This is a genomic window from Flavobacterium frigoris (assembly GCF_900111075.1).
Classification (GTDB): domain Bacteria; phylum Bacteroidota; class Bacteroidia; order Flavobacteriales; family Flavobacteriaceae; genus Flavobacterium; species Flavobacterium frigoris.
In genome coordinates, this window is the sequence record NZ_FOFZ01000002.1 from 60855 (window position 1) to 85459 (window position 24605).

Genomic DNA, 24605 nt, shown 5'->3' on the forward strand with positions numbered 1-24605 from the left:
AAACCGCTTTTGGAAATTAAAGACACCTACAATACCATCGCATTCGCGTCGGAAGAAATAATATATAAAGAAAAAAACAGTAAATTTTTTGGCTCAGCCTATCCTATTCAATCAGAAGACGAAGTAAAACCGATTATTGAAGGCTTAAGGAAAAAGCATCCAAATGCAGGTCATTTTTGTTATGCCTACCAAATAGGTACCGACACGCTTTCTTACCGAGCCAATGACGATGGAGAACCAAGCAATAGCGCAGGAATGCCTATTTATGGCCAAATTCAGTCCTTTTCTCTCACAAAGACACTAGTAGTAGTCGCTCGACTTTTTGGAGGCGTTAAACTAGGCGTTGGCGGATTAATATCTGCTTACAAAACAACCGCACAACTCACGCTTGAAAGTTGTGAAATTATCGAAAAAACGATAGATATCCATTATCAAGTTTCCTTTGATTATAAAAACATGAATAAAGTCATGCGAGTAATTAAAGAAAAAAAGCTAGAGATCGTATCTCAAGAAATGGAGATAAACGAAGAAACTGGTTTACCGATAGGAAAAATCGAGATAAAAACGCGAAAAAAAAATGCCGAAATGATTTTCGACATTTTCAATTCTATATTTGAAATTGACATAAATATTACAGAATAAATATTTTTTTTCCTTAATTTTTACATTTTTAAAAGCTTCTCCAAGACATACTCGGGTGGAAGTGTCGGCCGGGCCGTCTTCATGTTCACAAAAACCAAAATTGAGCTAGCAATTGTTAACAACTCCTCCTGCTCATTGTAAATTTCATAATCAAATTCAATCTTAACGGAGCTCTGACTTTTAAAAATAGTTTTTACCCTCAAAAGGTCATCGTAACGGGCTGGTTTTTTATAATTTATATTCAAAGAAACCACCGGAAGCATAATCCCATTTTCTTCCATCCATTTATAAGAAATCCCAAGGTTTCTAAGCCATTCCACGCGTCCCATCTCAAAATACTGAGCATAATTCCCATGATAAACAACCCCCATTTGATCCGTTTCAGCATACCGTACCCGTACGTTAAATTCGTGTTCTTTCATATTATATTTTATTTATTTTTATTACATTTTTAGCTTCCAAATACTACTTACAACAATAATACTACATAATCAACCCCTAAATATTTTTTTTTACAGAAATTTGTTCACATATTTGTTACCCCGAAAAATAGTGCTTTTTTAAGCATTATTTAATAAGACAAAGATTACTAAATAAAATAATTTACATAGAATTTATGAACAAAACTGCTCAATCAGTATGGGAAAACTGCTTGTCTTTTATAAAAGACAACATTCAGGATCAAGCATTCAAAACTTGGTTTGAACCTATTAAATCAGTTGAACTTACCGATAACGCATTATATATTCAAGTACCAAGTAAATTTTTCTACGAATGGCTAGAAGAGCACTATGTAAAATTATTAAAAGTAGCCTTAACTAAAGAACTTGGTAAAAACGCGAAGTTACTTTATAAAATTAAGATGGAAAACACTTATGGCAACAAACAACCGTTTACGGAACAATTGCCAAGTGCGAATCGGGCACCGATGAAACCCCAAAATATTGAAGCTCCTTTTAAAAACCTAGACCCAGAATTAAAAAATCCATTTGTAATTCCTGGAATTAGAAATTTAAAAATTGAATCGCAGCTGAATGCAAACTATAGTTTTGACAATTTTCTTGAAGGAGACTCAAATAGATTAGCCCGTTCAGCAGGTATGGCTGTTGCCAATAAACCAGGAGGAACCTCCTTCAACCCATTATTAATTTTTGGTGGTGTAGGGCTAGGTAAAACACACTTAGCACATGCAATAGGTGTAGAAATTAAAGATAAATATCCAGAAAAAACAGTTTTATATATTTCAGCTGAAATTTTTACCCAACAATATATTGATTCAGTAAAGAAAAATAACCGAAATGATTTTATTCATTTCTATCAGCTTATTGATGTTTTAATTATTGATGATGTACAATTCCTATCTGGTAAATCGGGGACACAGGATGTATTTTTCCACATCTTTAATTACTTACATCAAAATGGAAAACAGGTTATTCTTACTTCTGATAAGGCACCCGTTGACATGCAAGATATCGAGCAACGCTTGTTATCTCGATTCAAATGGGGATTGTCTGCAGAATTGCACCAACCGGATTACGAAACTAGAATCTCTATCTTGAAAAACATTCTGTATCGTGATGGTGTTGAGATTCCAGAAGAAATCATAGAATATGTAGCGCGTAATATCAAATCGAATGTAAGAGAACTTGAAGGAGCGATAATCTCTCTAATCGCTCAGTCTTCTTTCAATAAAAAAGAAGTAACAATCGAATTAGCAAAAAGCGTCGTTGAAAAATTTGTGAAAAATGTAAAACGCGAAATTTCGATCGATTATATTCAGAAAACAGTTTCCGATTATTTTCAATTGGATTTAGAAACGTTGCAGTCGAAAACTAGAAAGAGGCATGTAGTGCAAGCAAGACAATTAGCGATGTTTTTTGCGAAGAAATTTACAAAAGCTTCTTTGGCGAATATTGGACACCAAATTGGAGATCGTGATCATGCGACTGTATTGCACGCTTGTAAAACGGTTGACAATCTTGTAGCTACCGACAAACAATTCAAGAAATTTGTTGAAGATATCCATAAAAAATTAACGCTATAAACGCATCATGTCCATAAAAATTTTAATGGTTTGTTTGGGAAATATTTGTCGGTCACCCTTGGCCGAAGGCATTTTAGCCTCTAAACTCCCCAAAAATAAATTCACTGTAGCTTCTGCAGGAACAGGATCTTGGCATATAGGTCATGCTCCAGACGCACGTTCGATAGCCGCGGCAAAAAACCACAACCTTGACATTTCCAATCAAAGAGGACGTCAATTCAAAACCACCGATTTTGATACTTATGATTATATCTATGTAATGGACAATTCTAATTATACGGATGTAATTAATCTTACAGAAAACACAGCCCACAAAGACAAAGTACAAATCATATTAAATGAATTGTATCCAAACGAAAACGTAGACGTTCCAGATCCGTATTTCGGAATGACAAACGGATTTGAGATTGTCTATGGTATGCTCGATGAAGTTTGTGATATCATAGCCGACAAATTAATAGCTAAGCACGCTTAAATTACTATTCTTTCGATTTTTAAACTTGTCGAAAGGTTTAATTATCTATTTAATCCTCTATTTTTGTCAAACAATTTCGATTAAAAAACATAAACGTATCCATAATGAAACCAGCTACTCTTTTAGGAAAACTATATTTAATCCCTACAACAATGGGAGATTGTGATCCGATGGATGTTTTACCGAAGACCGTAAAAAGAACTATAGATTTCATTGATTACTATATTGTTGAGAATGAAAAAACAGCTCGTAAATCAATCAAAGAAGTACATCCCGAAAAAAAACAATCAGAATTAATTCTTTTTGTTTTGAACAAACGTACCGAAGTGAAAGAACACCAAGACTTCATCCAACCTTTATTGGAAGGTAAAAATGTTGGTCTAATGAGTGAAGCGGGATGTCCTGGTGTGGCAGATCCTGGCGCTGTAATCGTTAAACTAGCGCATGAAAATGGCATACAAGTGGTACCGTTAGTAGGACCTTCTTCCATTCTTTTAGCTATGATGGCCTCAGGAATGAACGGACAAAGCTTTACTTTTCACGGTTATTTACCTATCGATAAAGACGAAAAAAGAGTCAGTTTTAAAACTCTCGAAAGAACCTCTTTCGAAAAAAATCAGTCTCAAATTTTCATTGAAACACCGTACCGTAATAATAACTTACTAGAAGATTTATTACAGACGTTGCATCCAGAAACCCATTTATGCATTGCCACAGACATCACATTACCAACCGAGTACATCAAAACCAAGAGAATTTCGGCTTGGAAAAAAGAAAAAATCGACCTGCATAAACGTCCGACTATTTTTATTATCCATAAAATGTAATTTTGTGAATACAAAAGAATAATTTAAATATAAATTAGCATCCCTAAACCTTTAAACTATTTAAATAAAAGTAACTAGTAGAGATATTCGTGTATTCTTATTAGGTATGTTAGCTTTTTTAATATTTGAATCAATCTATAGCTGGAAAGAATCTAAAGATGCCTCTATGAAAGCCTATGACGACGGAAGAAATCCCGCTTCTACTATCGTGATAAAATAAAACTCTCCTGAATAAACTAAAAAGCAATCATAAAAAAAGAGATCAGTCAATAAGCAATCTTTTTTTCATGATTGCTTGTTCATTAACAGTTGTCTTCCAAAGATTTAACGACTAGTCTTATTTTACTTTATGACTCAAAGTAAAATAAAAAATCAAAATGACCACTTTAAATACTGATAATCAATATTTTATAATTAAATTTATTAACCCTTAATCTTTAACTTAATCAATTATGTTAAATTTTAAAAAAATATAATTATGAAAAACAGTATTTTTAAGGGAGGATTATTGGTAGTTATCATGTCTTTGATGGTAGCTTGTAATCAAAAGAAAGAAGTTCCCGCAGTCCTGGTTGACAAAGAGGCAATCAAAACTGAAATTCAAGCAATGGAAAATGCTTTTGCCGAAGCCTACAATAACGGAAACCCCGACGGAATAATTTACTATGCGGAGGATGCTGTTAGTTTTTCAAACGGTAAAATGCCCATAGAAGGAAAAAAAGCGATTCATGAATCCATGAAAACCGAATTACTTACTTTCCCAAAAGGCGCAAAAATCGCTTTCGAAACTCAAGAAATCCATCCTTCAATTGATGGGAATATGGTAGTCGAAATCGGCCGATATAAGGTAACGGACTCCACAGATACAAAAATCAATAGCGGACATTTTATCAGTCTTTTTGAAAAAAAGGACGGAAAATACATTTGCATCAGAGATATGGGGAATTCAGATATGCCCATGGCGAAAAAATAAAAACAATAAAGAAAGACACTCCGCAAGAAGTGTCTTTCTTTATTTTATCTAGCACTTCTGAATCTTAAAGAAACAGCATATTAACTCAAACCATTTGCTTACTTTTAGAGTACTAAAAAGAAAGGTATGTCAAAACTTCCAAATATTGGTACGAGTATTTTTACCGTAATGTCAAAAATGGCTACAGAACATGGCGCCATTAATCTTTCGCAGGGTTTCCCTAATTTTCCTGTTGATTCTCTATTAACCGATATTGTCACCCAGCTGGCCAAAGAGAATGTACATCAATACCTTCCCATGGCGGGCTACCCACCTCTACTATCTAACATAGCGCTTCTGGTTAAAAAATCCTACCGAAGAATTATTCTGCCAGAAATAGAGATATTGATAACTGCGGGCGCTACACAGGCTATTTTTACCACTATTCAAGCTTTAGTTGAGACTGACGACGAAGTAATTATTCTAGATCCAAGCTATGACTGTTATGAAGCTCCTGTATTATTGTGCAACGCAACGCCGGTACGCGTTTCTCTAAACGATGATTATACCCCAAATTGGGATACTATCGCAAAAGCATGTTCTGCGAATACTAAAATGATTATCATCAATAATCCACATAATCCAACTGGAAAGATTCTGACCCAATCCGATTTTGAAGCCTTAGAATCGATACTCAAAAAATATCCAAAAATTATCGTCCTCTCTGATGAAGTTTATGAATACATCACTTTTGAAGAAAAACATATTTCGGCGCATACTCGCATCAATCTCCTGAACCGTTGTGTCATGGTTTCTTCGTTTGGGAAATCATTTCATGTTACTGGTTGGAAAGTAGGCTATCTTGTCGCCCCGGAACATTTAATGAACGAAATTAAAAAAGTACATCAATTTTTAGTTTTTAGCGTCAACAGTCTTTGCCAAGTAGCAATAAGCGAGTACCTAGATGTAGTTTCGATTGAAGGAATTGGAATTTTATATCAGGAGAAAAGGGATCACTTCAGAGAACTATTGAAAACAAGTAGGTTCGAACTCCTTCCATGTGAAGGTACATATTTTCAAGTAGCTTCCTACGCCGCTATTTCTAATGAAAATGATGTAGATTTTTGTAAACGATTAATCACGGAATATGGTGTAGCTGCGATTCCTATTTCGAGTTTCTATGAAAATGGAAAAGATCTTCATTTAATCCGTTTTTGTTTTGCAAAAGACAATGCGACTCTAGAAGAAGCGGCAAAAAGGTTATGCAAAATCTAAGCCTATGAATTTTTGATTTTAATATGCGTGCATACTATTTAAATTTTTCTATATTTACAATGCCAAAAAAAAATAAAACTAATTATGAGTTATACCGATAAAATGTTGCGCGATGATGCGCTAAAAGGAAAAGTAATAGTTGTTACTGGTGGCGGTAGCGGTTTAGGAAAAGCAATGACCAAGTATTTCCTGGAACTGGGAGCAAATGTTGCCATTACTTCAAGAGACTTAGACAAATTAAAAAATACTGCTTCAGAACTAGAGGTAGCAACCGGAGGAACTTGTTTGCCGCTACAATGTGACGTACGTCATTATGATCAAGTAGAAAACATGTTGCAAAGTGTATTGAAAGCCTTTGGGAAAGTGGATGTTTTGCTAAATAATGCAGCAGGAAATTTCATTTCCCCAACAGAAAGATTATCTGCGAACGCCTTTGATACGGTTATTGATATCGTTTTAAAAGGAACAAAAAACTGTACACTTGCTTTTGGTAAACATTGGATTGATACCAAACAAAAGTCTTCAACGGTATTAAACATAGTAACTACGTATGCTTGGACTGGTTCGGCTTATGTTGTACCTAGCGCTACTGCAAAAGCAGGAGTTCTTGCCATGACGCGAAGTCTTGCTGTAGAATGGGCAAAGTACGGAATCCGTACGAACGCAATAGCACCTGGACCTTTCCCTACCAAAGGAGCATGGGACAGATTGATGCCAGGTGATCTTGCCGAAAAATTTGATATGGCAAAAAAAGTACCGCTACAGCGTGTGGGAGACCACCAGGAATTAGCCAATTTAGCCGCTTACATGGTTTCTGATTTCTCTGCTTATATAAATGGTGAAGTCGTGGTTATTGACGGTGGTGAATGGTTGAAAGGCGCTGGTCAATTTAATATGTTGGAAGCTATTCCTGAAGAACTTTGGGACCAACTGGAAATGATGATAAAAGCAAAGAAGAATAAATAAGTAAGATCTGAATTCTTTTTAAAAAGAGAGAGCCATTTGTTTGGTTCTCTCTTTTTGTTTTTAATACTACCACTTCTTCCTCACTACTAGTTCAATTTGGTAAATTTCGTTTTTTTTTCCAATGATCATTTAATAGCCCGGATAGTAGTGAAAAGCGTTGCAGCCCAAAAGCTATTCTTTTCCTGACCTAAAAAAGCGACTAGAAGAAGCTCTTTATAGGGCATCGGAAAAACAGCTTTCGGGCAAAAACTTGAAACGGATAGCCGGAATAGCTACTTCATTTAAAACCCAATATTTTATGCGAAAAATAAAAATCACTCCCGATTTAATTCCTATTTTTGCACTACCAATTTATAACAACACCATTATATGCTCATTATAGGGATTGCAGGCGGAACAGGAAGCGGAAAAACTACCGTAGTTCATCAGATTATGAATGAATTACCTGAGACAGAAGTCGGAATTATTTCTCAGGATTCTTATTATAAAGAGAACCACAACTTATCTTTTGACGAGCGGGCTTTAATTAATTTTGATCATCCTCGCGCTATAGATTTCGAATTGTTAGTTGCCCATTTAAAAGAGCTTAAAGAAGAGAAAACAATACAGCAGCCCGTCTATTCTTTTGTTACTCATAACAGAACGGAAGACACCATTACTACTCATCCCAGAAAAGTAATGATTGTGGAAGGGATTTTAATACTGGCCAACCCAGAGTTACGCGATTTGTTTGACGTAAAAATTTATGTTCATGCTGATTCTGACGAAAGACTGATTCGCCGTATGAAACGAGACATTGCCGAACGCGGACGTGATATGGACGAGGTTCTTAGCAGATATCAAAACACCCTAAAACCAATGCATCAGCAGTTTATAGAGCCTACTAAAGCATTTGCAGACATTATCATACCGAATGATAAATACAATACGGTTGCAATTGACGTAGTTCGTGCCGTAATAAATCAAAGAATTCTATAATTTTATTGTAATTTTATCACGTTACAATTTTAAGAAACAATCCTGATTGTTATCGGGAAATGTTTTCTGTTTCAATTCAGGTCAAGACGATTAATTTTTACTGTACTCGGAAATAAATAAAACATGACAAATCCGCATAAAGACAAACCTTGGTTTAAATTTTTAAGCAATAAATATGTGTGGGTGTTGTTGTTTTTTTCAACTTGGATGATTTTTCTGGATAACTATTCGTATTTTGACCATCGATTTCTAGACAATCAAGTCAGCGAACTCGAGGATAACAAAGAGTACTACCAGGAAGAAATTAAAAAAGACGAAAAGCAGATTAAACAATTGAAGAACCCAGAACAAATAGAAAAATATGCTCGCGAAAAGTATTACATGAAAAAAGATAGCGAGGATATTTACATCATAGAATTTGAAGGTGACAGCATAGAAAAAAAATAATAAATCTTGAATTATTAAAAATCAAAATTAAAATGGCTACTAATTTATTCGAAGATTTCGATCCTGTTTCTTCCAAACAATGGAAACAAAAAATCCAATTTGAACTAAAGGGAGCAGATTACAATGAAACCTTAATCTGGAATTCGCCAGAAGACATTAAGGTGAAACCTTTTTATCATAAAGATGAGTTTACAAAAGCTGCTACCGTAAACACGAAAGCAGCTGAATTTAAAATTTGTCAAAACATTTTTGTTTTCGACATTGAAAAATCAGTGGAAAGAGCTTTGGATACTTTAAACAGAGGTGCAGACAGTCTTCGTTTTACCATAGAAAATGATACTATCGACGTAGCGAAACTTTTGGAAAAACTTCCTTTAGAAAACGTTGCTGTTTACTTCAATTTTAAATTTTTCTCAATCGATTTCGTTAAAAAAATCGATGCAATAATACATCAGAAAAAGGCCATTGCGTATTACAGCCTAGATCCAATAGGGCAATTAGCTCGAGACGGCAATTGGTTTACTACTAAGGATAAAAACAATTTTGATTCGCTGAACTTACTGTCTACAGCGATTCCAAATAGTTCTATAATCAGTGTTGACGCTACTTTATATCAAAATGCTGGAGCTAACATGGTTCAGCAGCTTGCTTATACCTTAGCACATGTCAATGAATATTTCAACAGAATTCCAGTTATCAGTCAGCCGATAGTTATAGAGGTTGCTGTGGGTACTAATTATTTCTTTGAAATTGCAAAACTAAGAGCATTGCGATTGCTTTTTAATTTAGTAGCTAAAGAATACAACCATAACTTAGAATGTCATCTTTTAGTTTCTCCTACAAAACGGAATAAAACGCTTTATGATTACAATGTAAACATGTTGCGTACTACAACTGAATGTATGTCGGCAATCCTAGGAGGTGCAGATGCAATTGCTAATCTACCTTACGATTCACTATATCATAAAGACAATGAATTTGGAGATAGAATTGCCAGAAATCAATTGTTGGTTCTAAAAAACGAAAGCTATTTTGACAAGGTAAATAACCCTGCGGACGGAAGTTATTATATTGAAACATTGACTATTCAATTAGCCGAAAAAGCATTGACTTTATTCAAAGATATCGAAGCCAATGGCGGTTTTCTTAAACAATTGAATGAAGGCATCATCAAAAGGAAAATTCAGGAAAGCGCTGATAAAGAACAGGAACTTTTTGACTCAGGAAAAGAAGTCTTGCTAGGAACTAATAAATACCCAAACAAAGACGACAAGATGAAACAGGATTTAGAATTATTTCCTTTTGTAAAAGTCAAGCCAAGAAAAACCTTGATCACTCCAATAATCGAAAAACGATTAGCCGAAAAAGTAGAACAAGAACGTCTGGATTTAGAAAAATAGTGTAGAACTGCAATCAGTCAACAATACGTATAAATTAGTGTCACAAATGATAAGAAATGACCTCCAACATATTCAATTAGATAGTCAAAAGTCGAAAGAAGAACCGGCGTTGCAAGAACAAGATGCTTCAACTGCAGACTTTTTTACGGCTGAAGGCATTGAACTCAAACCCACCTATTCTAAAAAAGATATTGAAAACCTAAAGCATCTTGATTTTGGTGCTGGCTTTGCACCAAATTTAAGGGGGCCCTATACCACAATGTATGTGCGTCGCCCTTGGACAATTCGTCAATATGCCGGATTTTCAACTGCCGAAGAAAGCAATGCTTTCTATAGACGAAATCTAGCCGCAGGACAAAAAGGATTATCTATCGCTTTTGATTTACCTACACACCGTGGTTATGATTCAGATCACGAACGCGTTGTGGGTGATGTAGGAAAAGCAGGAGTTGCTATTGACTCTGTCGAAGATATGAAAGTATTGTTTGATCAGATTCCCTTAGATGAAATGTCAGTTTCAATGACTATGAATGGTGCAGTATTGCCTATTATGGCTTTCTATATTGTTGCTGCCGAAGAGTCAGGGGTAAAACCAGAGCAACTTTCAGGAACCATACAAAATGACATTCTAAAGGAGTTTATGGTGCGTAATACGTACATCTATCCTCCTACTCCTTCGATGAAAATTATTGCAGATATCTTTGAATACACGAGCAAGAAAATGCCGAAATTCAATTCCATATCCATTTCCGGCTATCATATGCAGGAAGCAGGTGCAACCGCCGATATTGAATTAGCGTATACACTAGCCGATGGACTAGAATACATCAGAACGGGATTATCAACCGGAATGAAAATTGATGAGTTCGCTCCGCGCCTTTCTTTTTTCTGGGCTATTGGGATGAACCATTTTATGGAAATTGCGAAAATGCGTGCCGGAAGAATGATTTGGGCTAAACTAGTAAAACAGTTTAATCCAAAAGATGATAAATCATTGGCTTTAAGAACCCACTGCCAAACTAGTGGTTGGAGTTTAACAGAACAAGACCCTTTTAATAATGTAGCCCGTACCTGTATTGAAGCATCGGCAGCAGCTTTTGGAGGAACGCAATCGTTACACACCAATGCATTGGACGAAGCCATTGCTTTACCAACAGACTTCTCTGCTCGAATTGCAAGAAACACACAGATATTTTTACAAGAAGAAACTAAAATCACTAAAACAGTGGATCCTTGGGCAGGAAGCTATTATGTAGAAAGTTTGACTAATGAGATTGCTGAAAGTGCCTGGAAACTCATCGAAGAAGTGGAAGAGCTTGGCGGAATGACGAAAGCCATCGAAGCTGGCATTCCGAAACTTAGAATTGAAGAAGCGGCGGCAAGAAAACAGGCGCGTATAGATAGCGGCCAGGATATTATTGTAGGTGTAAACCAATACCGACTCGACAAAGAAGATCCTTTACTTATTTTAGATGTGGACAACCAAATGGTTCGAAAACAGCAATTGGAGCAATTGGACCGCATTAAAGCCAGCAGAGATAGTGAAAAAGTACAGAAATCATTGGATAAATTAATCCTTTGCGCGAAAACCGGAGAAGGAAACTTACTGGAATTAGCTGTGGATGCAGCAAGAAATCGAACTACATTAGGTGAAATCAGTGATGCCTTAGAAACGGTTTTTGGACGATATAAAGCACAAATTAAATCCTTTAGTGGCGTGTATAGTAAAGAAATAAAAGACGACAAAAGCTTTGAAAAAGCCAAACAGCTAGCCAATGCCTTTGCAAAACAGGAAGGCCGTCGCCCTAGAATCATGATTGCCAAAATGGGGCAAGATGGTCATGATCGTGGTGCAAAAGTAGTTGCTACGGGATATGCTGATGTTGGTTTTGACGTGGATATTGGCCCTCTATTTCAAACTCCAGCCGAAGCAGCGAAACAAGCTATAGAAAATGACGTTCATATTCTGGGTGTTTCCTCATTAGCAGCAGGACATAAAACCCTAGTCCCCCAAGTAATTGAAGAATTAAAAAAATACGGACGAGAAGACATCATGGTGGTTGTAGGAGGAGTAATTCCCTCACAGGATTATCAATTCTTATTTGATGCTGGCGCCGTTGCTGTTTTTGGACCTGGAACAAAAATAAGCGATGCTGCAATAAAAATATTAGAAATACTTATCGGAGAATAACCCCCAATTTGCACGATATAATAAATAGAAAAACACCAACCAAAAGTTGGTGTTTTTCTATTTATGTTCGAAAATGAATCAAAAAAAAGCTCCTCATAATTAAAACCAATCGTAACAAATAAAACAAACCGCAAATGCTAAAGTCAAATCGTTTGGCTACAAAATCATTGGTATACAAGAACTAAAAACAATTGACTAATGATGCTTATTAAAACGCACATTTGTATATTAAATTTTGAACACAACCCAAAAACGGCATATAATACTACCACCATATTGTTAATTAACAAAACTTAAATACCACATTAACTGCTACTTAAACCATAAAATATTAAATTTACATCTAATTGCAATTTTATTTCAAAAGCTCCAAAACGCAAATAATTATTTAAAAAAATAATTTAGTCTAAATTGAAAAACTAAAAAAAGTAAGTGATTTACAGATCTAAAATTTACTCTAAATCATGTCATTAATCATTTAAATCTAAATATTATGAAAGCGTTTATGCATGTATTAATACTATCTTTAGGGTTAACCACTCTATCTTACTCACAAGAAACAAATGCTGGTAGTATGAGTATGGAAAATTTACCAGCTGTAGTAATTAAAAGTGCTGGAGATGACTTTTCGGTATACCTGCCTGACAGAAATGCTGATCCTAAGGTCAGAGCGCTGCAAGACAACTTCATCGCCTATGATTTAGGTAAAAACTATGAAGGTTATGAAACCTATCTCGTATATATGGAAGTAACAGGAGGTACATTAACAGCCACTTATAATGAAAACGGGAAATTAATTCGTGTTGTAGAAAATTACAAGGATGTAGTATTACCAAGTAAATTAATCTACGAAATCTATAAAAAATTCCCAGGATGGGAGATCGTAAATGATAAATATCTATATTCTCAAGAAGAAGGAGATATTCTAAAAAAACAGTATAATATAAAAATTAAAAAAGGAAAAGAAAGTCGTAAATTGAAGGTTCATCCTGATGGTGAACTTATAACTGAAAACTAAAATAGAAACCATTTTAACTGCCCCGTAAACATGGGGCAGGTTCTTTTTCTTTAGCGAAATCAGACTGTCCCAAATTCACAAGAAATCTAAATGATAAATCATCTGGTTCAGGTTATAGAAGCTCCATTATTTTAGCGTAAGAAGTTGATTTATCCTAATAAAAAAAAATTTAAATAATCGTTTTTATTAACAGGTAACGAGGAAACCCTTAACGTAAAATTCGCAATAAAAAAACTAAATTTACAATAAATAAACACGTATTAACTACAAATAAACACAATACATCAACTAATACTATTAAAAATTAAAGATGTAATAATTATAATGAAAAGTAAGAAGTCCCTAAATTTAAATTATTTTAACCGACGGTAAATATTAATTTAAAACTAATTATCATGAAAACATTTATTGTTACTTTATTATTTTTGAGTTTAACTATTTCATCTTATTCTCAAGAAAAAGTACAGACCGCTACGAAAGAAGGAATGATGAAAATAGAAGAATTACCCGCTGTAGTTATTAAAAGTGCAGGAGAAGACTTTTCAATTTATCTACCAGATAGAAATGCAGATCCCAAAGTTCGAAAATTACAAGATAATTTCATCGCCTACGATTTAGGTAAAAATTTTGAAGGTTACGATACCTATTTAGTAACTATGGAAATAAAAGGAGGATCTTTGGCCGCTACCTATGATGAAAAAGGGAAATTAATTCGAGTTGTCGAAAATTACAAGGATGTAAAGTTACCCGCTCCTGTAATTTACTCCGTCTATAAAGCATATCCCGGATGGGAAATTGTCAATGACAAGTATTTATATTCCCAAGAAGAGGGAGACATCTTAAAAAAACAGTATAACTTAAAAATTAAAAATGGAAATGACAGCCGTAAATTAACAGTTCATGCTGATGGTGCGATTCTTGCTGAAAGATAAGCACCATAAAATTGACTTCCTTCTAGCTGCCCAAAATTTGGGCAGTTTTTTTTGTTAAACCAAAGTGCTTTAAAATTATAATCAGAATGATTTTAACCTATTTTTTTTTACACATTTTAAAAAGACCCTTCATAAAATATCCTTTTTATACATTGAATCGCGATAAGTCCTAATAAAAAAAACTTTTAAAAACCATTTTTATTAACAATATTCATAGAAAAAATTAACATAAAAAGGTCAGAAAAACAACTAACTTTATATTAAGATGATTTAATTAGACACACTTGAATCAAACTTATTTAATTTTAGACATTTAAAGAAGAAATGAACTAAATAAAAATTAAATCACGCATGAAGAATCTATAATACCAAATATTAATTTAAAACTAAACGTTATGAAATCATTTATTATTACTTTGTTGTTTTTAAGCATGACTGTTTCGTCTTATTCCCAAGATAAAACAGTGAAACAAGATAGAGAAGAAGGCCTGATGAAAGTGGAAGAACTACCTCCCGTTGTAATTAAAAGAGTGGGGTCTGATTTTTCAGTTTATATCCCAGACAATAATCCTGACACAGATGTCAGAAGGTTAGAAGAAAAGTTCATTGCCTATGATATTGGTACGGACTACGAAGGTGCCGAAACTTATCTTTTAATCATGCAAACTAAAGACGGCTCTTTGTCAGCTACTTATAATGAAAAAGGGAAGTTAATTCGCGTAGTGGAGAATTACAAAGATGTACGATTGCCTAATGAACTACTGTACTCCATTTATAGAACCTATCCGGATTGGACAATTGTTAACGATAAATATTTATATACCCAAGAAGATGGTGATGTCCTGAAAAAACAGTACAATCTTAAAATTAAAAAAGGAAAAGAAACGATGAAACTGACTGTTCGCCCAAATGGGGACATTTTAAAAGTCCGATAAAAAAAGAGGCAGTCTCAATTGAGACTGCCTCTTTTTTATACACTATTGTAAATTAGTTTAGACTTGCAATTGCATTTACATTTGCCACTATTAATGAAGTATCATATCCTCCAAATGCTTCCATATAACTTCGGATTGAAGTCCCATAAGCATCTTTGATGAATTTTTTTCCATTGTATTTAAAATATTTCTTTACAGAACCTGCACCACCAAGATGTGCTGCTGCCAAAATTCCGGATTCCGTGACCAAAATCCCATTTACCACCTTACCATCGTATTTCTCGATGATATCCTGTAATATCCATTTGTTTTTTGATAAAAGAGCTACAAAGGCTCTCTCTTGCATCTTAGGACTACGAAGGAATAAAGAAGTATCGTATATTCCGACAGATTTTAGGGTTTCGTTACCAAACTGGTATTTCCCTAAATAACCGAGAGAATTGATTTTTTTGTATTTGTTTTCAGATTCTCTATATCCGATTGCTTCTTTGAAACCAATAAATAAATTTCCAGTAAAAGGGATATTCATATTGGTGTAATCGTCCTGCTGTAACGATGGAAATAAGTACCTAATTCCATCTGTGTTTTTTATTAGAAACCATTGATTTGCTTCAATCTCGAGAGGTTTAAAACCCGAGCTTAAAAAAGCTATAATAACAGTTAAACTTGTATAAAAATACCATTTCTTTACCATAAATTGTTTTTCTTCAAAACGCTGTCCCGTTAAGAAATTTCTGCCTGCAAAGATACAATAAAATTCATAAAGCTGAAAATCAACCTGTTAAACTTGTCTAAAAATACGATAAGTGACCCGTAAACCCCTCGCCATGTGAGTATTCAACCGTTGGTGCCGGGATTTTTAAAGTGTTCAAAACGGAGAAAATTGTCTTCAAAAAATGGGATTTTGTTTCAATTTTCGTCAGGTCAACGTCCAAACTCAAATAAAACCGTCTCATTCTTTCCGTTTTTGGCATCGGGAAAAGCCCGCTATTTTCACCATTTCCAGTAATCATTCCGTCCGCTCCATAACCAATAGCAAAATTGAGCCATTTGGGTATCTTTGAGCCTTTGGAAAAGGAGTATAAGTTGGCCGAAAGCCAATACGTTTGTCCATTGTAATCTTTCAGAATTTGCTCAGCAAGGGAGCTTCCTAAAACATTGGGTCTGTACTGGGCATATTGAGTAGTATGAAAAGAAAATTTCGGTGTGATGCGTTGCTCATTCCATAATAATTCCTGTGAAACGTATAAAGCAGTCCCTGAAGCATTCGCGATTATATCTCCTGGCGAAGCACCCCATTCTGAAGAAAACCCGTCTAAGACCTCCACAGCAGTCAAAAAAGCAAAACCTAGACCCGCCCCGTAGATCAATTGCTCTTTTTGGGTTGTTCCGCTCCATTCCTGCATTTCTGCCCCCAATCTGCCTATATGATAAGAGGAATACAAATGACCCACCTTATCCATCTGCAGCCACTCTTCATTATCATTGATAAAATGAAAGTTAGATCTTTCATAATCGGCATACCAAAATTGGTTTAAACCTACCAAGGCTCCCGAGACCAATGCGGCTTCCGTAAAAATTACCGAATTTCTCCTGCTTGAATTTAATGAGTCTGAAGGCTTCAAGAAACCATTCAGTCTGTTTTGTCCAAAACTAATATGAAACCACAGCAGTAAAAAAAGTAAAAAAAAACAATTGCTTTTACCCTTCAAAATTATCTTTTTACCCCTTGGGCGTTAATCCAATCTGAATATTTCTTAGCATTTATATTATGCTCCGGTAAAGTAGCTGCAAATTCATGATAACCAAAACGCTCGACACTGGCACAAAAATAGATGTAATCGTTCTTTTCAGGATTGATTACAGCTTCTAAAGCGGTGATGTCTGGCATGGCAATCGGACCTGGAGGAAGTCCGATATTCATATAAGTATTGTAAGGCGACGCCATTATTAAGTCATTATAAAAAACTCGTTTAATCACTTGGTCGAAGTCATTTGATTTTAATTTCAAAGCATAAATCACCGTAGGATCAGCCTGAAGTGGCATTTCCAGTCTCAATCGATTTAGATACACTCCCGCAATTCTAGGTCTTTCATCTTTTTTTACGGATTCTTTATGTACGATCGAAGCTAAAATTGTTGCTTCAACAGGAGTTAAACCTTGCTGAGCTGCTTTTGCAACACGTTCTTTATTCCAGAAATTAAGGTATTCCTTGATCATTTTATCACGAAATTTTTCGGCTGTTGTGTTCCAATAGAATTCATAGGTATTAGGGATAAACATAACCAAAACATTTTCGGGAGTAAAACCATTTTCCTTTAGAAAAATAGAATCTTTAAAAGAGGTCAGTAATGACAAACTATCGGCTTCAATTTGAGAGCCAACCCGTCCAGCAAAATTTTCCAAGCGTTCTTGATTGTTGAATGCTAATTTTACAGGAACATTCATTCGCATCGCTTTTACAAGAGCATAGCTATTCATTCCTTTGGTGAATAAAAAACGACCCGATTTTACATTTTGAGCATAGCTCATTTTGTCAGCTACCATTTCGAAGCGATCCATATTAGCCACATAAGGTGCTATTATTTTCTTAACCCCTTCATAATTAGAATCTGTGGGGACATGTATGAATACTTCTTTTTCAGTAAATTTTGTGTTGTCGGCAAAAATCTGTCTTACCAGGATAAATCCATAAATAATTAATCCTGAGACTACAATTATGGATACAATTGATATAATTTTTTTTAAGTTCAAAGCTAAAATTTTAAAATTGTTGATTAATTAATTGGAAAAACGCCTCGTCTTTATAACTGCCGCTTACTAGATTCCAATCTTTTTTTACACCGATACATTCGAAGCCAAATTTAGTAAAAAGAGCTTTACTTGCTTCATTTTCGGTACCAATATTTGCATACAATTGATGCAAATTAAGGTTATGGAACGCATATTGTATTAGTAGTCCTAATGCTTCCGAACCAATATTTTGCTTTCGGTTCTCAAGTCCCTGAATTACAATCCCTACTCCTGCCCTGTTATTTTTTGGATCAAAATCAAATAAATCAATTAATCCCACCGCAGGAAAGTCCTCGTCTTGACAAATCGCCAGTCGCAATTGCTTGGCTTCATAAATATCCTGATGCGCATTCTCGAGGTATTGTTTGACTAAAAACCTACTGTATGGAGTATTTGTATTGCTTACTTCCCACACAGTCTGTTCGTTTTCTATGGCATAAATGAACTCCAAATCATTTGGTTCAAGCGCTCGGATGTATATGTGTTCTCCTTTTAGAGTTATCATTATTGAAGTTGAAAGTTAGAGATTAAAAATTAAAGGTTAGTTTAAACCTCGATTGTTCCTTCAAAGACAAACTCAGCGGGGCCTTTGAGGAATACATTAGTATAATTATTGTCTTTTTTATCGAAAGAAACGACGAGCTTTCCGCCCTCCACATTCAAATTTATGGAAGTCGCATCTGTTGTTCCCGTTGCATTCATTGCTATCGCAGTAGCAGTAGCACCGGTTCCGCAAGCCAATGTCTCATCTTCCACGCCTCTTTCATAGGTGCGTAACGAAAAAGTAGTCGCGTCTATTTTCTTTACAAAATTGATATTACTTCCTTGTTTTCCGTACAATTCACTGTATCGAATGGCGGCGCCTTGTTCTTTTACATTATAATTTTCTAAATCTTCGACTACCTGAACGTGATGTGGGGAACCTGTATCCAGAAAGGTATAATCTGATTCTTTTTTAATATTCAAAACATCAATCATTTGCAGCGATACGATGCCGTCTTCGTCAACTGTTGCATGGTGCATGCCATCTACAGCATTAAACGTAGTACTGTTTTCAACCACGTTTATTTTTTTGGCGAAAGCCACCAAACATCTTCCTCCATTACCGCACATGGTACTTTGGCTTCCGTCTGAATTGTAATACACCATTTTAAAATCAGATTTGGGATCGTTTTCTAATAAAATAAGACCATCTCCTCCTATCCCAAAACGTCTGTCACATAAATGAGCTACGAGCTTGGTGTTTTCTTTTGGAAAAGTTCCCAGACGATTGTCAATCATCACAAAATCATTTCCGGTTCCTTGGTATTTATAAAATTCTATTTGCATTATGTCTAAGTTGTATTTCACAAAAGTACGAACTATTAATGAAATGTTAATCACTGTTAAAGAGCGTTAAACTGTTTTTTGAACACCTTATTTAACCCTATTTTTACAATACAAATAACGTAAAACTTACTCTATTATGAATCGATTTTCGCAGCTATTTTTGGCTTCTCTGTTAAGTGGTGCCGTAACATTAGGGGCTTACAAATTATTATTTGATACTAATGACTATTTTTCTTCGAATAAAAATCCGTTAACCACGCTATCTAGTGAATCCTATATCAGAAAAGTAGGCCTATCTCCTGATGTCATTGACTTTACGGAAGCGGCCGAAAAAACAATACACACGGTAGTCCATGTAAAAAACGTATCCTATAAAACCGTTTCAAACCCGATGCTGGAATACTTCTACGGATACAAAGGAGGACAGACACAGGAGCAAGTGGGAACTGGCTCAGGTGTAATTATCTCAGCCGATGGTTATATCGTAACGAATAATCATGTGATAAAAGACGCTTCAGAAATTGAAATTACCTTAAATAATAAAAAATCATACAAAGCAAAACTCATTGGTACCGACTCAAAAATGGATATCGCTTTGTTAAAAATCGATGCTGACGAAAAACTCCCTTATACCACGTTTGGAAATTCTGATTCGGTAAAAATTGGAGAATGGGTTCTAGCGGTCGGAAATCCATATAACTTAACCTCAACGGTAACTGCTGGTATTGTTTCGGCGAAAGCCAGAGACTTGGGAACTAGCGGAATTCAATCTTTTATTCAAACAGATGCTGCGGTAAATCCAGGAAACAGTGGTGGTGCTTTAGTAAACACCCGTGGTGACTTGATAGGAATCAATACGATGATTTCTTCTATGACTGGCTCCTATGTTGGTTACTCTTTTGCTGTACCGTCTAATATTGCCCGAAAAATTATTGAAGATCTTATGGAATACGGTAACGTACAACGTGGAATCTTGGGGGTTGAAGGTGGAGAATTAAATGCAACTGCTTCCAGAGAATTAGGAATTAACCAAACCGAAGGATTTTACATTGGCGCCGTTACAAAAAATTCAGGTGCTGAAAGATCTGGACTTCAAAAAGGAGATATCATAGTAAAACTAGACGGACAGAAGATTGCCACTTATGCAGACCTTTCTGGATACATTAACACCAAGAGACCTAATGATAAAATACAGGTTACCTATACTAGAGACGGAGAAAATCGCATCGTTCCTGTACTGCTAAGTAAAAACGAATTCTTCAGTACTGAATTCAAAGGAATCGAACTAGAAAATATTAATACCACCGACAAAAAGAAATTCAATATCAATTATGGTGTCAAAATTAAATCTATAACCAATGAAAATTTAATGCAATACAGCGCTGAATTAAAAGGCAATATCATTCTGAGTATTGATAATGAAAAAGCAAAAGATATCGAAACGGTCTCCAAACTTTTAAATAATAAAGAAGAAAACCAAAACATACGACTCGAAATGATCAATAAAAACGGGGAAGTATTCAGAATCATTATCTAACACCTGCCCGCTTTCGATAAAAACAAAGCCAGTCCGCAAAACGCACTGGCTTTTTTTATTAAAAAAAAACATTAAAATAGTTCACGAAATCGATTGAAATGGGTACTTTTGCGCCAAATTTAAGACAACAAGTACTAAATTATTTTCAAATTTTCAATATGAGCAAGACACCTTTGTATCAAAAAGAAGTTTCATTTCAGGTCGACAGAAGACGTGCAGGAGTAGAATTAATTAAAATTGTCAGCGATTTATGGTATGACAAATCCATAGAAATGGTTTTGTTTAAAAATCAATTGATAGACAAAAACGTAAATGAAATCATCAATTTACATCAGTATGCCGCAGAATTTGTAGGCAAACCGATTACCATTTTCGACTCGGTAGAAATTGCCAAAGTCGTTTTATCGTTGGATTTACCACCATCAAAATTAGATATTGGTAAACTGACTTACGAGTACGTATTAGAAGACGAAAAATATCCCGATGCAAGACATTTTGTATTGGACAAATTAAAAGAAGCCAAATCATCAGAAGAAATTCAGCCGAAAGATGTGGTATTATATGGTTTTGGTAGAATTGGACGTTTATTAGCCAGAGAGCTAATGTCTAAAACTGGAAAAGGAAACCAATTACGATTGAGAGCCATTGTTACTAGAGATAAAAATGATGCTTCGACCCTTGAAAAAAGAGCTTCGTTATTGCGTTATGATTCCATTCATGGTGATTTTCAAGGTTCTGTAACTGCCGATGTTAAAAACAATGCGTTAATCATCAACGGTACAACTGTTCACATTATTACAGCAAACTCTCCAGAAGAAATTGATTATACTACTTACGGAATTGATCATGCTTTGATAATCGATAATACAGGTGCTTTTACAACTAAAGAAGCATTAAGCAGACATTTAGTTTCAAAAGGAGCGCATAAAGTATTATTGACTGCTCCTGGTAAAGGAGTTCCAAATATTGTTCATGGTGTAAATCAAAACGAATACAATCCAGACGATATTGATATTTTCTCTGCTGCTTCTTGTACAACAAATGCCATCACTCCTATACTTAAAGCAGTTGAAGATACTTTAGGTGTAGTAAAAGGACATTTAGAAACGATACACTCCTATACAAATGACCAAAACTTGGTCGACAACATGCACAAAAAATACCGTCGTGGTCGAGCTGCAGCCTTGAATATGGTAATTACTGAAACGGGAGCAGGAACTGCTGTCGCTAAAGCGTTACCGTCATTGGAAGGTAAATTGACCTCTAATGCGATTCGTGTTCCTGTTCCTAACGGATCGTTAGTTGTTTTGAATCTTGAAGTATCAAAAGAAACTTCAATTGAAGAAATCAATGCCATTATGAAAAAATATGCATTGGAAGGCGAGTTAGTAGAGCAAATTAAATATTCAACAAATAACGAACTAGTTTCATCCGATATCGTTGGTACATCTGCACCTTCAATTTATGACAGTAATGCCACTATCGTTTCTAATGACGGCAAAAATATCGTGTTATACATCTGGTATGACAATGAATATGGCTACAGTCATCAAGTAATAAGATTGGCAAAATATATTGCTAAAGTAAGACGTTTCACGTATTACTAGCCTATAGCTTACAGGTTTGGCAATGCCGTTTCAATTTTTAGTTTTTAGTTTTTAGTTCAAGTTTTAGATTAAGATTTACAGCAGCCCAACCTGGATTTAATAGAAAATCCCTCCCGTTAGTAAGACGAGAGGGATTTTTTTTTGAAATTATTTTTAAAGAATGCCACTGATTTTTTCTACCACATAGAAACATAGATTTTTTCTTAGTTTACAAAAGAAGTGTCACTTTAATCAAAGAGCAAACTATCTGAAAAATAATTTTCTTTGCCATTCCTCTATTTACATAGTAAAGCTATGATTCTATGTGGTAGGCTTTTCTTTATCACGAAAAATTAAACCATATAAGTTATATAAGTTTTTAAAAGCTTCTTCGATGAATAGCGCATTAGAATCGCAGCATCCCGACTGACATTAAATAGAAAATCCGTTCCGTCTCGTTTTTAAGAACGAGACGGAACGGATTTATTTTAAACTTATTGGTAAAGAACACTTTTTATTACAATAAAAAAATATTTAAACTTAATACTGACCATTGACAAACTATTCCTTAGCCTTTGTCAAATAATAAACAGGAATACCCATTAGCATAATCAGGACGCCCCAACCGCTCGTACTTGTTTTAGTGTATAATAAAGCAATACAAATTGCACTAGCTATAACAATATAGAGAGCAGGTAAAAAAGGATATCCAAAAGCTCTATATGGCCTTTCAGCATCTGGCATTTTTTTGCGAAGAATAAATATCCCTAAAATCGTAAGTATATAAAAGATCAAAACGATGATTACTACAAAGTCAAGTAAATCACCATACTTCCCTGTTAGACACAAGGCCGAAGCCCAAAAACACTGTACCCAGATAGACCATTCTGGAACACTAGCTTTATTCAGCTGAGCCGCTTTTTTAAAGAAAACACCGTCTTGCGCCATCGTATAATATACTCTGGCACCGGCCATAATCAGTCCGTTGTTACACGCAAAAGTCGAAATCATAATCATCACAGCAATAATATACGTCCCTATAGATCCAAAAATATATTGCGAAGCCACCACAGCCACACGGTCTGATTCGGCAGTAGCAATTTCTTGCAACGGCACTACAGCCAGATACATTAGATTTGCCAAAACATAAATCACACTAACAATTAAAGTTCCAAGAAACAAACTCAGTCCTACATTGCGTTTTGGATTTTTAATCTCCCCTGCGATAAAAGTCACTCCTTCCCAAGCGACACTCGAAAACATCGAGCCCACCAAAGCTGCTGAAATTGCAGAAATCAAAGTCACTCCGCTTATCGGCATCCAGGAACCACTTGCTACGTCAAGTGACGACGATGCCCATGCATTTGTCCAGTTAGCATCCCAAACCTCAGCTTTAGCTGCAAAAAATCCAAATAGGATCAGACCTGCCAACGATAAAATTTTAATCACCGTTAAAACCGTTTGAAGAATCTTAGAGTTTTTCACTCCGCGGCTGTTAATATAACTCAGTAAAATAATGGTAAAAATGGAAACAATCTGAGCGGCATTCAATTTGAAATCACCTATTTCATATAAGATATTTTTATCACTAAAAGCTGGAAATAAATATGCTGCAAACTTAGAGAAGGCAACTCCCACCGCAGCGATTGTACCCGTTTGTATCACGGCAAAGAAGCTCCAGCCGTAGAGAAAACCAACGAGTTTTCCGTAAGCTTCCTTAATATATACATACTGTCCGCCTGCTTTAGGGAACATGGAACTCAACTCACCGTAACTCACAGCGGCAATCACCGTAATGGTTCCGGTAAGCACCCACATAGCGATCAGCCATCCGGCCGAACCCAATTGGCGCACCATATCTGAACTCACTATAAATATTCCCGAACCGATCATGGAACCCACCACCAGCATAGTTCCATCCAGTAATCCGAGTTCTCTCTTAAAATCGTCTTGATTCTCTTCTTGCATTATTTTTGGTTTTTGGTTTTTGGTTTTTGGTTTTTGGTTTTTGGTTGGCTAAAGATATACTTTTTTTAGAAATCCCAAATATTTTGTTCCCCGAAGTAGAGTCAAATCCAAAATTAAAGATTACTACACTACAATCTATATAGTATCAGGGCGTGTCCCTACCTCCACTCCGTTACGGTACGGTCAAGCTATTCGCTACAATCTCACTTGTCTCGTCTCGTTTTTAAACGAGACGAGACAAGTGAGGATTTTCACTACTATCCCTCACGCAACGAAACGATATAATCAATGACTACAACGGTGAAATAA

At 35.3% G+C, this 24605-nt stretch carries 23 protein-coding genes; 16 read left to right on the forward strand and 7 right to left on the reverse strand.

The features are described 5' to 3' along the window. Positions 1–9 precede the first annotated feature (9 nt). Positions 10–642, forward strand: coding sequence for an IMPACT family protein (locus tag BMW63_RS03365; RefSeq protein ID WP_074721282.1), 633 nt, complete (start codon positions 10–12; stop codon positions 640–642). Between the two features lie 20 nt (positions 643–662). Here BMW63_RS03365 and BMW63_RS03370 read toward each other — a convergent pair whose 3' ends face one another. Then, positions 663–1064, reverse strand: a complete 402-nt coding sequence (locus BMW63_RS03370) for an acyl-CoA thioesterase (protein ID WP_074721284.1) — start codon at positions 1062–1064, stop codon at positions 663–665. Positions 1065–1258: 194 nt separating this feature from the next. Here BMW63_RS03370 and dnaA point away from each other — a divergent pair, with 194 nt between their 5' ends. The 13 genes from dnaA to BMW63_RS03435 all read left to right on the forward strand — a co-directional run bounded on the left by dnaA (position 1259) and on the right by BMW63_RS03435 (position 15082). Next, positions 1259–2686, forward strand: coding sequence for a chromosomal replication initiator protein DnaA (dnaA, locus tag BMW63_RS03375; protein ID WP_074721285.1), 1428 nt, complete (start codon positions 1259–1261; stop codon positions 2684–2686). A 7-nt stretch (positions 2687–2693) separates the two neighbouring features. Then, positions 2694–3161, forward strand: a complete 468-nt coding sequence (locus tag BMW63_RS03380; RefSeq protein WP_074721287.1) for a low molecular weight protein-tyrosine-phosphatase — start codon at positions 2694–2696, stop codon at positions 3159–3161. Positions 3162–3265: 104 nt separating this feature from the next. After that, positions 3266–3988, forward strand: a complete 723-nt coding sequence (locus BMW63_RS03385) for an SAM-dependent methyltransferase (protein WP_074721289.1) — start codon at positions 3266–3268, stop codon at positions 3986–3988. 478 nt (positions 3989–4466) lie between these two features. Next, a complete protein-coding gene (locus tag BMW63_RS03390) occupies positions 4467–4961 on the forward strand; it encodes a YybH family protein (protein ID WP_074721291.1) in 495 nt (164 codons plus the stop codon). A 126-nt stretch (positions 4962–5087) separates the two neighbouring features. Continuing rightward, the gene (locus tag BMW63_RS03395) at positions 5088–6215 is read left to right on the forward strand and encodes a methionine aminotransferase (RefSeq protein WP_074721293.1); all 1128 of its coding nucleotides are present in this window, start codon (positions 5088–5090) and stop codon (positions 6213–6215) included. Positions 6216–6299: 84 nt separating this feature from the next. Further along, positions 6300–7181: an SDR family oxidoreductase gene (locus BMW63_RS03400; protein WP_074721295.1), complete on the forward strand. Its 882-nt coding sequence runs from the start codon at positions 6300–6302 to the stop codon at positions 7179–7181. A gap of 369 nt (positions 7182–7550) precedes the next feature. Continuing rightward, positions 7551–8159 (forward strand): uridine kinase, encoded by a 609-nt coding sequence (gene udk / locus BMW63_RS03405; protein ID WP_074721297.1) that lies wholly within the window; start codon positions 7551–7553, stop codon positions 8157–8159. Between the two features lie 123 nt (positions 8160–8282). Continuing rightward, positions 8283–8606, forward strand: a complete 324-nt coding sequence (locus tag BMW63_RS03410; protein WP_074721299.1) for an FtsB family cell division protein — start codon at positions 8283–8285, stop codon at positions 8604–8606. 32 nt (positions 8607–8638) lie between these two features. Next, positions 8639–10006: a methylmalonyl-CoA mutase subunit beta gene (locus BMW63_RS03415; RefSeq protein ID WP_074721301.1), complete on the forward strand. Its 1368-nt coding sequence runs from the start codon at positions 8639–8641 to the stop codon at positions 10004–10006. Between the two features lie 46 nt (positions 10007–10052). Then, positions 10053–12197, forward strand: a complete 2145-nt coding sequence (gene scpA, locus BMW63_RS03420; protein ID WP_074721303.1) for a methylmalonyl-CoA mutase — start codon at positions 10053–10055, stop codon at positions 12195–12197. 493 nt (positions 12198–12690) lie between these two features. Beyond that, on the forward strand, positions 12691–13215 hold the full coding sequence (locus BMW63_RS03425; RefSeq protein WP_074721305.1) for a hypothetical protein: 525 nt from the start codon (positions 12691–12693) through the stop codon (positions 13213–13215). Between the two features lie 395 nt (positions 13216–13610). Beyond that, complete coding sequence (locus tag BMW63_RS03430) at positions 13611–14147, forward strand: hypothetical protein (protein ID WP_074721307.1); 537 nt, start codon at positions 13611–13613, stop codon at positions 14145–14147. 395 nt (positions 14148–14542) lie between these two features. Continuing rightward, positions 14543–15082, forward strand: a complete 540-nt coding sequence (locus tag BMW63_RS03435; protein ID WP_074721309.1) for a hypothetical protein — start codon at positions 14543–14545, stop codon at positions 15080–15082. 52 nt (positions 15083–15134) lie between these two features. Here BMW63_RS03435 and BMW63_RS03440 read toward each other — a convergent pair whose 3' ends face one another. From BMW63_RS03440 to dapF, 5 genes are all read right to left on the reverse strand, one after another. Beyond that, complete coding sequence (locus BMW63_RS03440) at positions 15135–15776, reverse strand: lysozyme family protein (protein WP_074721311.1); 642 nt, start codon at positions 15774–15776, stop codon at positions 15135–15137. Between the two features lie 97 nt (positions 15777–15873). Then, the gene (locus tag BMW63_RS03445; RefSeq protein ID WP_317040257.1) at positions 15874–16707 is read right to left on the reverse strand and encodes a DUF2279 domain-containing protein; all 834 of its coding nucleotides are present in this window, start codon (positions 16705–16707) and stop codon (positions 15874–15876) included. Between the two features lie 89 nt (positions 16708–16796). Continuing rightward, positions 16797–17837 carry an endolytic transglycosylase MltG gene (mltG, locus tag BMW63_RS03450; protein ID WP_074721313.1) on the reverse strand — a complete coding sequence of 347 codons (1041 nt, stop codon included), beginning with the start codon at positions 17835–17837 and terminating at the stop codon, positions 16797–16799. A 10-nt stretch (positions 17838–17847) separates the two neighbouring features. Continuing rightward, complete coding sequence (locus BMW63_RS03455) at positions 17848–18381, reverse strand: GNAT family N-acetyltransferase (RefSeq protein WP_074721315.1); 534 nt, start codon at positions 18379–18381, stop codon at positions 17848–17850. A gap of 41 nt (positions 18382–18422) precedes the next feature. Beyond that, the gene (dapF, locus tag BMW63_RS03460) at positions 18423–19205 is read right to left on the reverse strand and encodes a diaminopimelate epimerase (protein ID WP_074721317.1); all 783 of its coding nucleotides are present in this window, start codon (positions 19203–19205) and stop codon (positions 18423–18425) included. Between the two features lie 136 nt (positions 19206–19341). On the opposite strand from dapF, the gene BMW63_RS03465 reads away from it, so the two are divergent. Together BMW63_RS03465 and BMW63_RS03470 are read left to right on the forward strand one after the other, a co-directional pair. Continuing rightward, positions 19342–20742, forward strand: coding sequence for a trypsin-like peptidase domain-containing protein (locus tag BMW63_RS03465; RefSeq protein WP_074721319.1), 1401 nt, complete (start codon positions 19342–19344; stop codon positions 20740–20742). A 158-nt stretch (positions 20743–20900) separates the two neighbouring features. After that, positions 20901–22349 (forward strand): glyceraldehyde-3-phosphate dehydrogenase, encoded by a 1449-nt coding sequence (locus BMW63_RS03470; RefSeq protein ID WP_074722018.1) that lies wholly within the window; start codon positions 20901–20903, stop codon positions 22347–22349. Between the two features lie 540 nt (positions 22350–22889). Here BMW63_RS03470 and BMW63_RS03475 read toward each other — a convergent pair. Continuing rightward, the gene (locus BMW63_RS03475) at positions 22890–24296 is read right to left on the reverse strand and encodes an APC family permease (protein WP_074721321.1); all 1407 of its coding nucleotides are present in this window, start codon (positions 24294–24296) and stop codon (positions 22890–22892) included. Positions 24297–24605 lie beyond the last annotated feature (309 nt).

Excerpts from the sequence above, each read along its gene's own strand:
- BMW63_RS03385 (WP_074721289.1), top strand. The coding sequence starts at position 3,266 with ATGAAACCAGCTACTCTTTTAGGAAAACTATATTTAATCCCTACAACA.
- BMW63_RS03395 (WP_074721293.1), top strand. The coding sequence starts at position 5,088 with ATGTCAAAACTTCCAAATATTGGTACGAGTATTTTTACCGTAATGTCA.
- scpA (WP_074721303.1), top strand. The coding sequence starts at position 10,053 with ATGATAAGAAATGACCTCCAACATATTCAATTAGATAGTCAAAAGTCG.
- BMW63_RS03370 (WP_074721284.1), bottom strand. The coding sequence starts at position 1,064 with ATGAAAGAACACGAATTTAACGTACGGGTACGGTATGCTGAAACGGAT.
- BMW63_RS03465 (WP_074721319.1), top strand. The coding sequence starts at position 19,342 with ATGAATCGATTTTCGCAGCTATTTTTGGCTTCTCTGTTAAGTGGTGCC.
- BMW63_RS03425 (WP_074721305.1), top strand. The coding sequence starts at position 12,691 with ATGAAAGCGTTTATGCATGTATTAATACTATCTTTAGGGTTAACCACT.
- BMW63_RS03410 (WP_074721299.1), top strand. The coding sequence starts at position 8,283 with ATGACAAATCCGCATAAAGACAAACCTTGGTTTAAATTTTTAAGCAAT.
- udk (WP_074721297.1), top strand. The coding sequence starts at position 7,551 with ATGCTCATTATAGGGATTGCAGGCGGAACAGGAAGCGGAAAAACTACC.
- BMW63_RS03435 (WP_074721309.1), top strand. The coding sequence starts at position 14,543 with ATGAAATCATTTATTATTACTTTGTTGTTTTTAAGCATGACTGTTTCG.
- dnaA (WP_074721285.1), top strand. The coding sequence starts at position 1,259 with ATGAACAAAACTGCTCAATCAGTATGGGAAAACTGCTTGTCTTTTATA.
- BMW63_RS03470 (WP_074722018.1), top strand. The coding sequence starts at position 20,901 with ATGAGCAAGACACCTTTGTATCAAAAAGAAGTTTCATTTCAGGTCGAC.
- BMW63_RS03415 (WP_074721301.1), top strand. The coding sequence starts at position 8,639 with ATGGCTACTAATTTATTCGAAGATTTCGATCCTGTTTCTTCCAAACAA.
- BMW63_RS03455 (WP_074721315.1), bottom strand. The coding sequence starts at position 18,381 with ATGATAACTCTAAAAGGAGAACACATATACATCCGAGCGCTTGAACCA.
- BMW63_RS03380 (WP_074721287.1), top strand. The coding sequence starts at position 2,694 with ATGTCCATAAAAATTTTAATGGTTTGTTTGGGAAATATTTGTCGGTCA.
- dapF (WP_074721317.1), bottom strand. The coding sequence starts at position 19,205 with ATGCAAATAGAATTTTATAAATACCAAGGAACCGGAAATGATTTTGTG.
- BMW63_RS03430 (WP_074721307.1), top strand. The coding sequence starts at position 13,611 with ATGAAAACATTTATTGTTACTTTATTATTTTTGAGTTTAACTATTTCA.
- BMW63_RS03475 (WP_074721321.1), bottom strand. The coding sequence starts at position 24,296 with ATGCAAGAAGAGAATCAAGACGATTTTAAGAGAGAACTCGGATTACTG.
- BMW63_RS03400 (WP_074721295.1), top strand. The coding sequence starts at position 6,300 with ATGAGTTATACCGATAAAATGTTGCGCGATGATGCGCTAAAAGGAAAA.
- BMW63_RS03440 (WP_074721311.1), bottom strand. The coding sequence starts at position 15,776 with ATGGTAAAGAAATGGTATTTTTATACAAGTTTAACTGTTATTATAGCT.
- BMW63_RS03390 (WP_074721291.1), top strand. The coding sequence starts at position 4,467 with ATGAAAAACAGTATTTTTAAGGGAGGATTATTGGTAGTTATCATGTCT.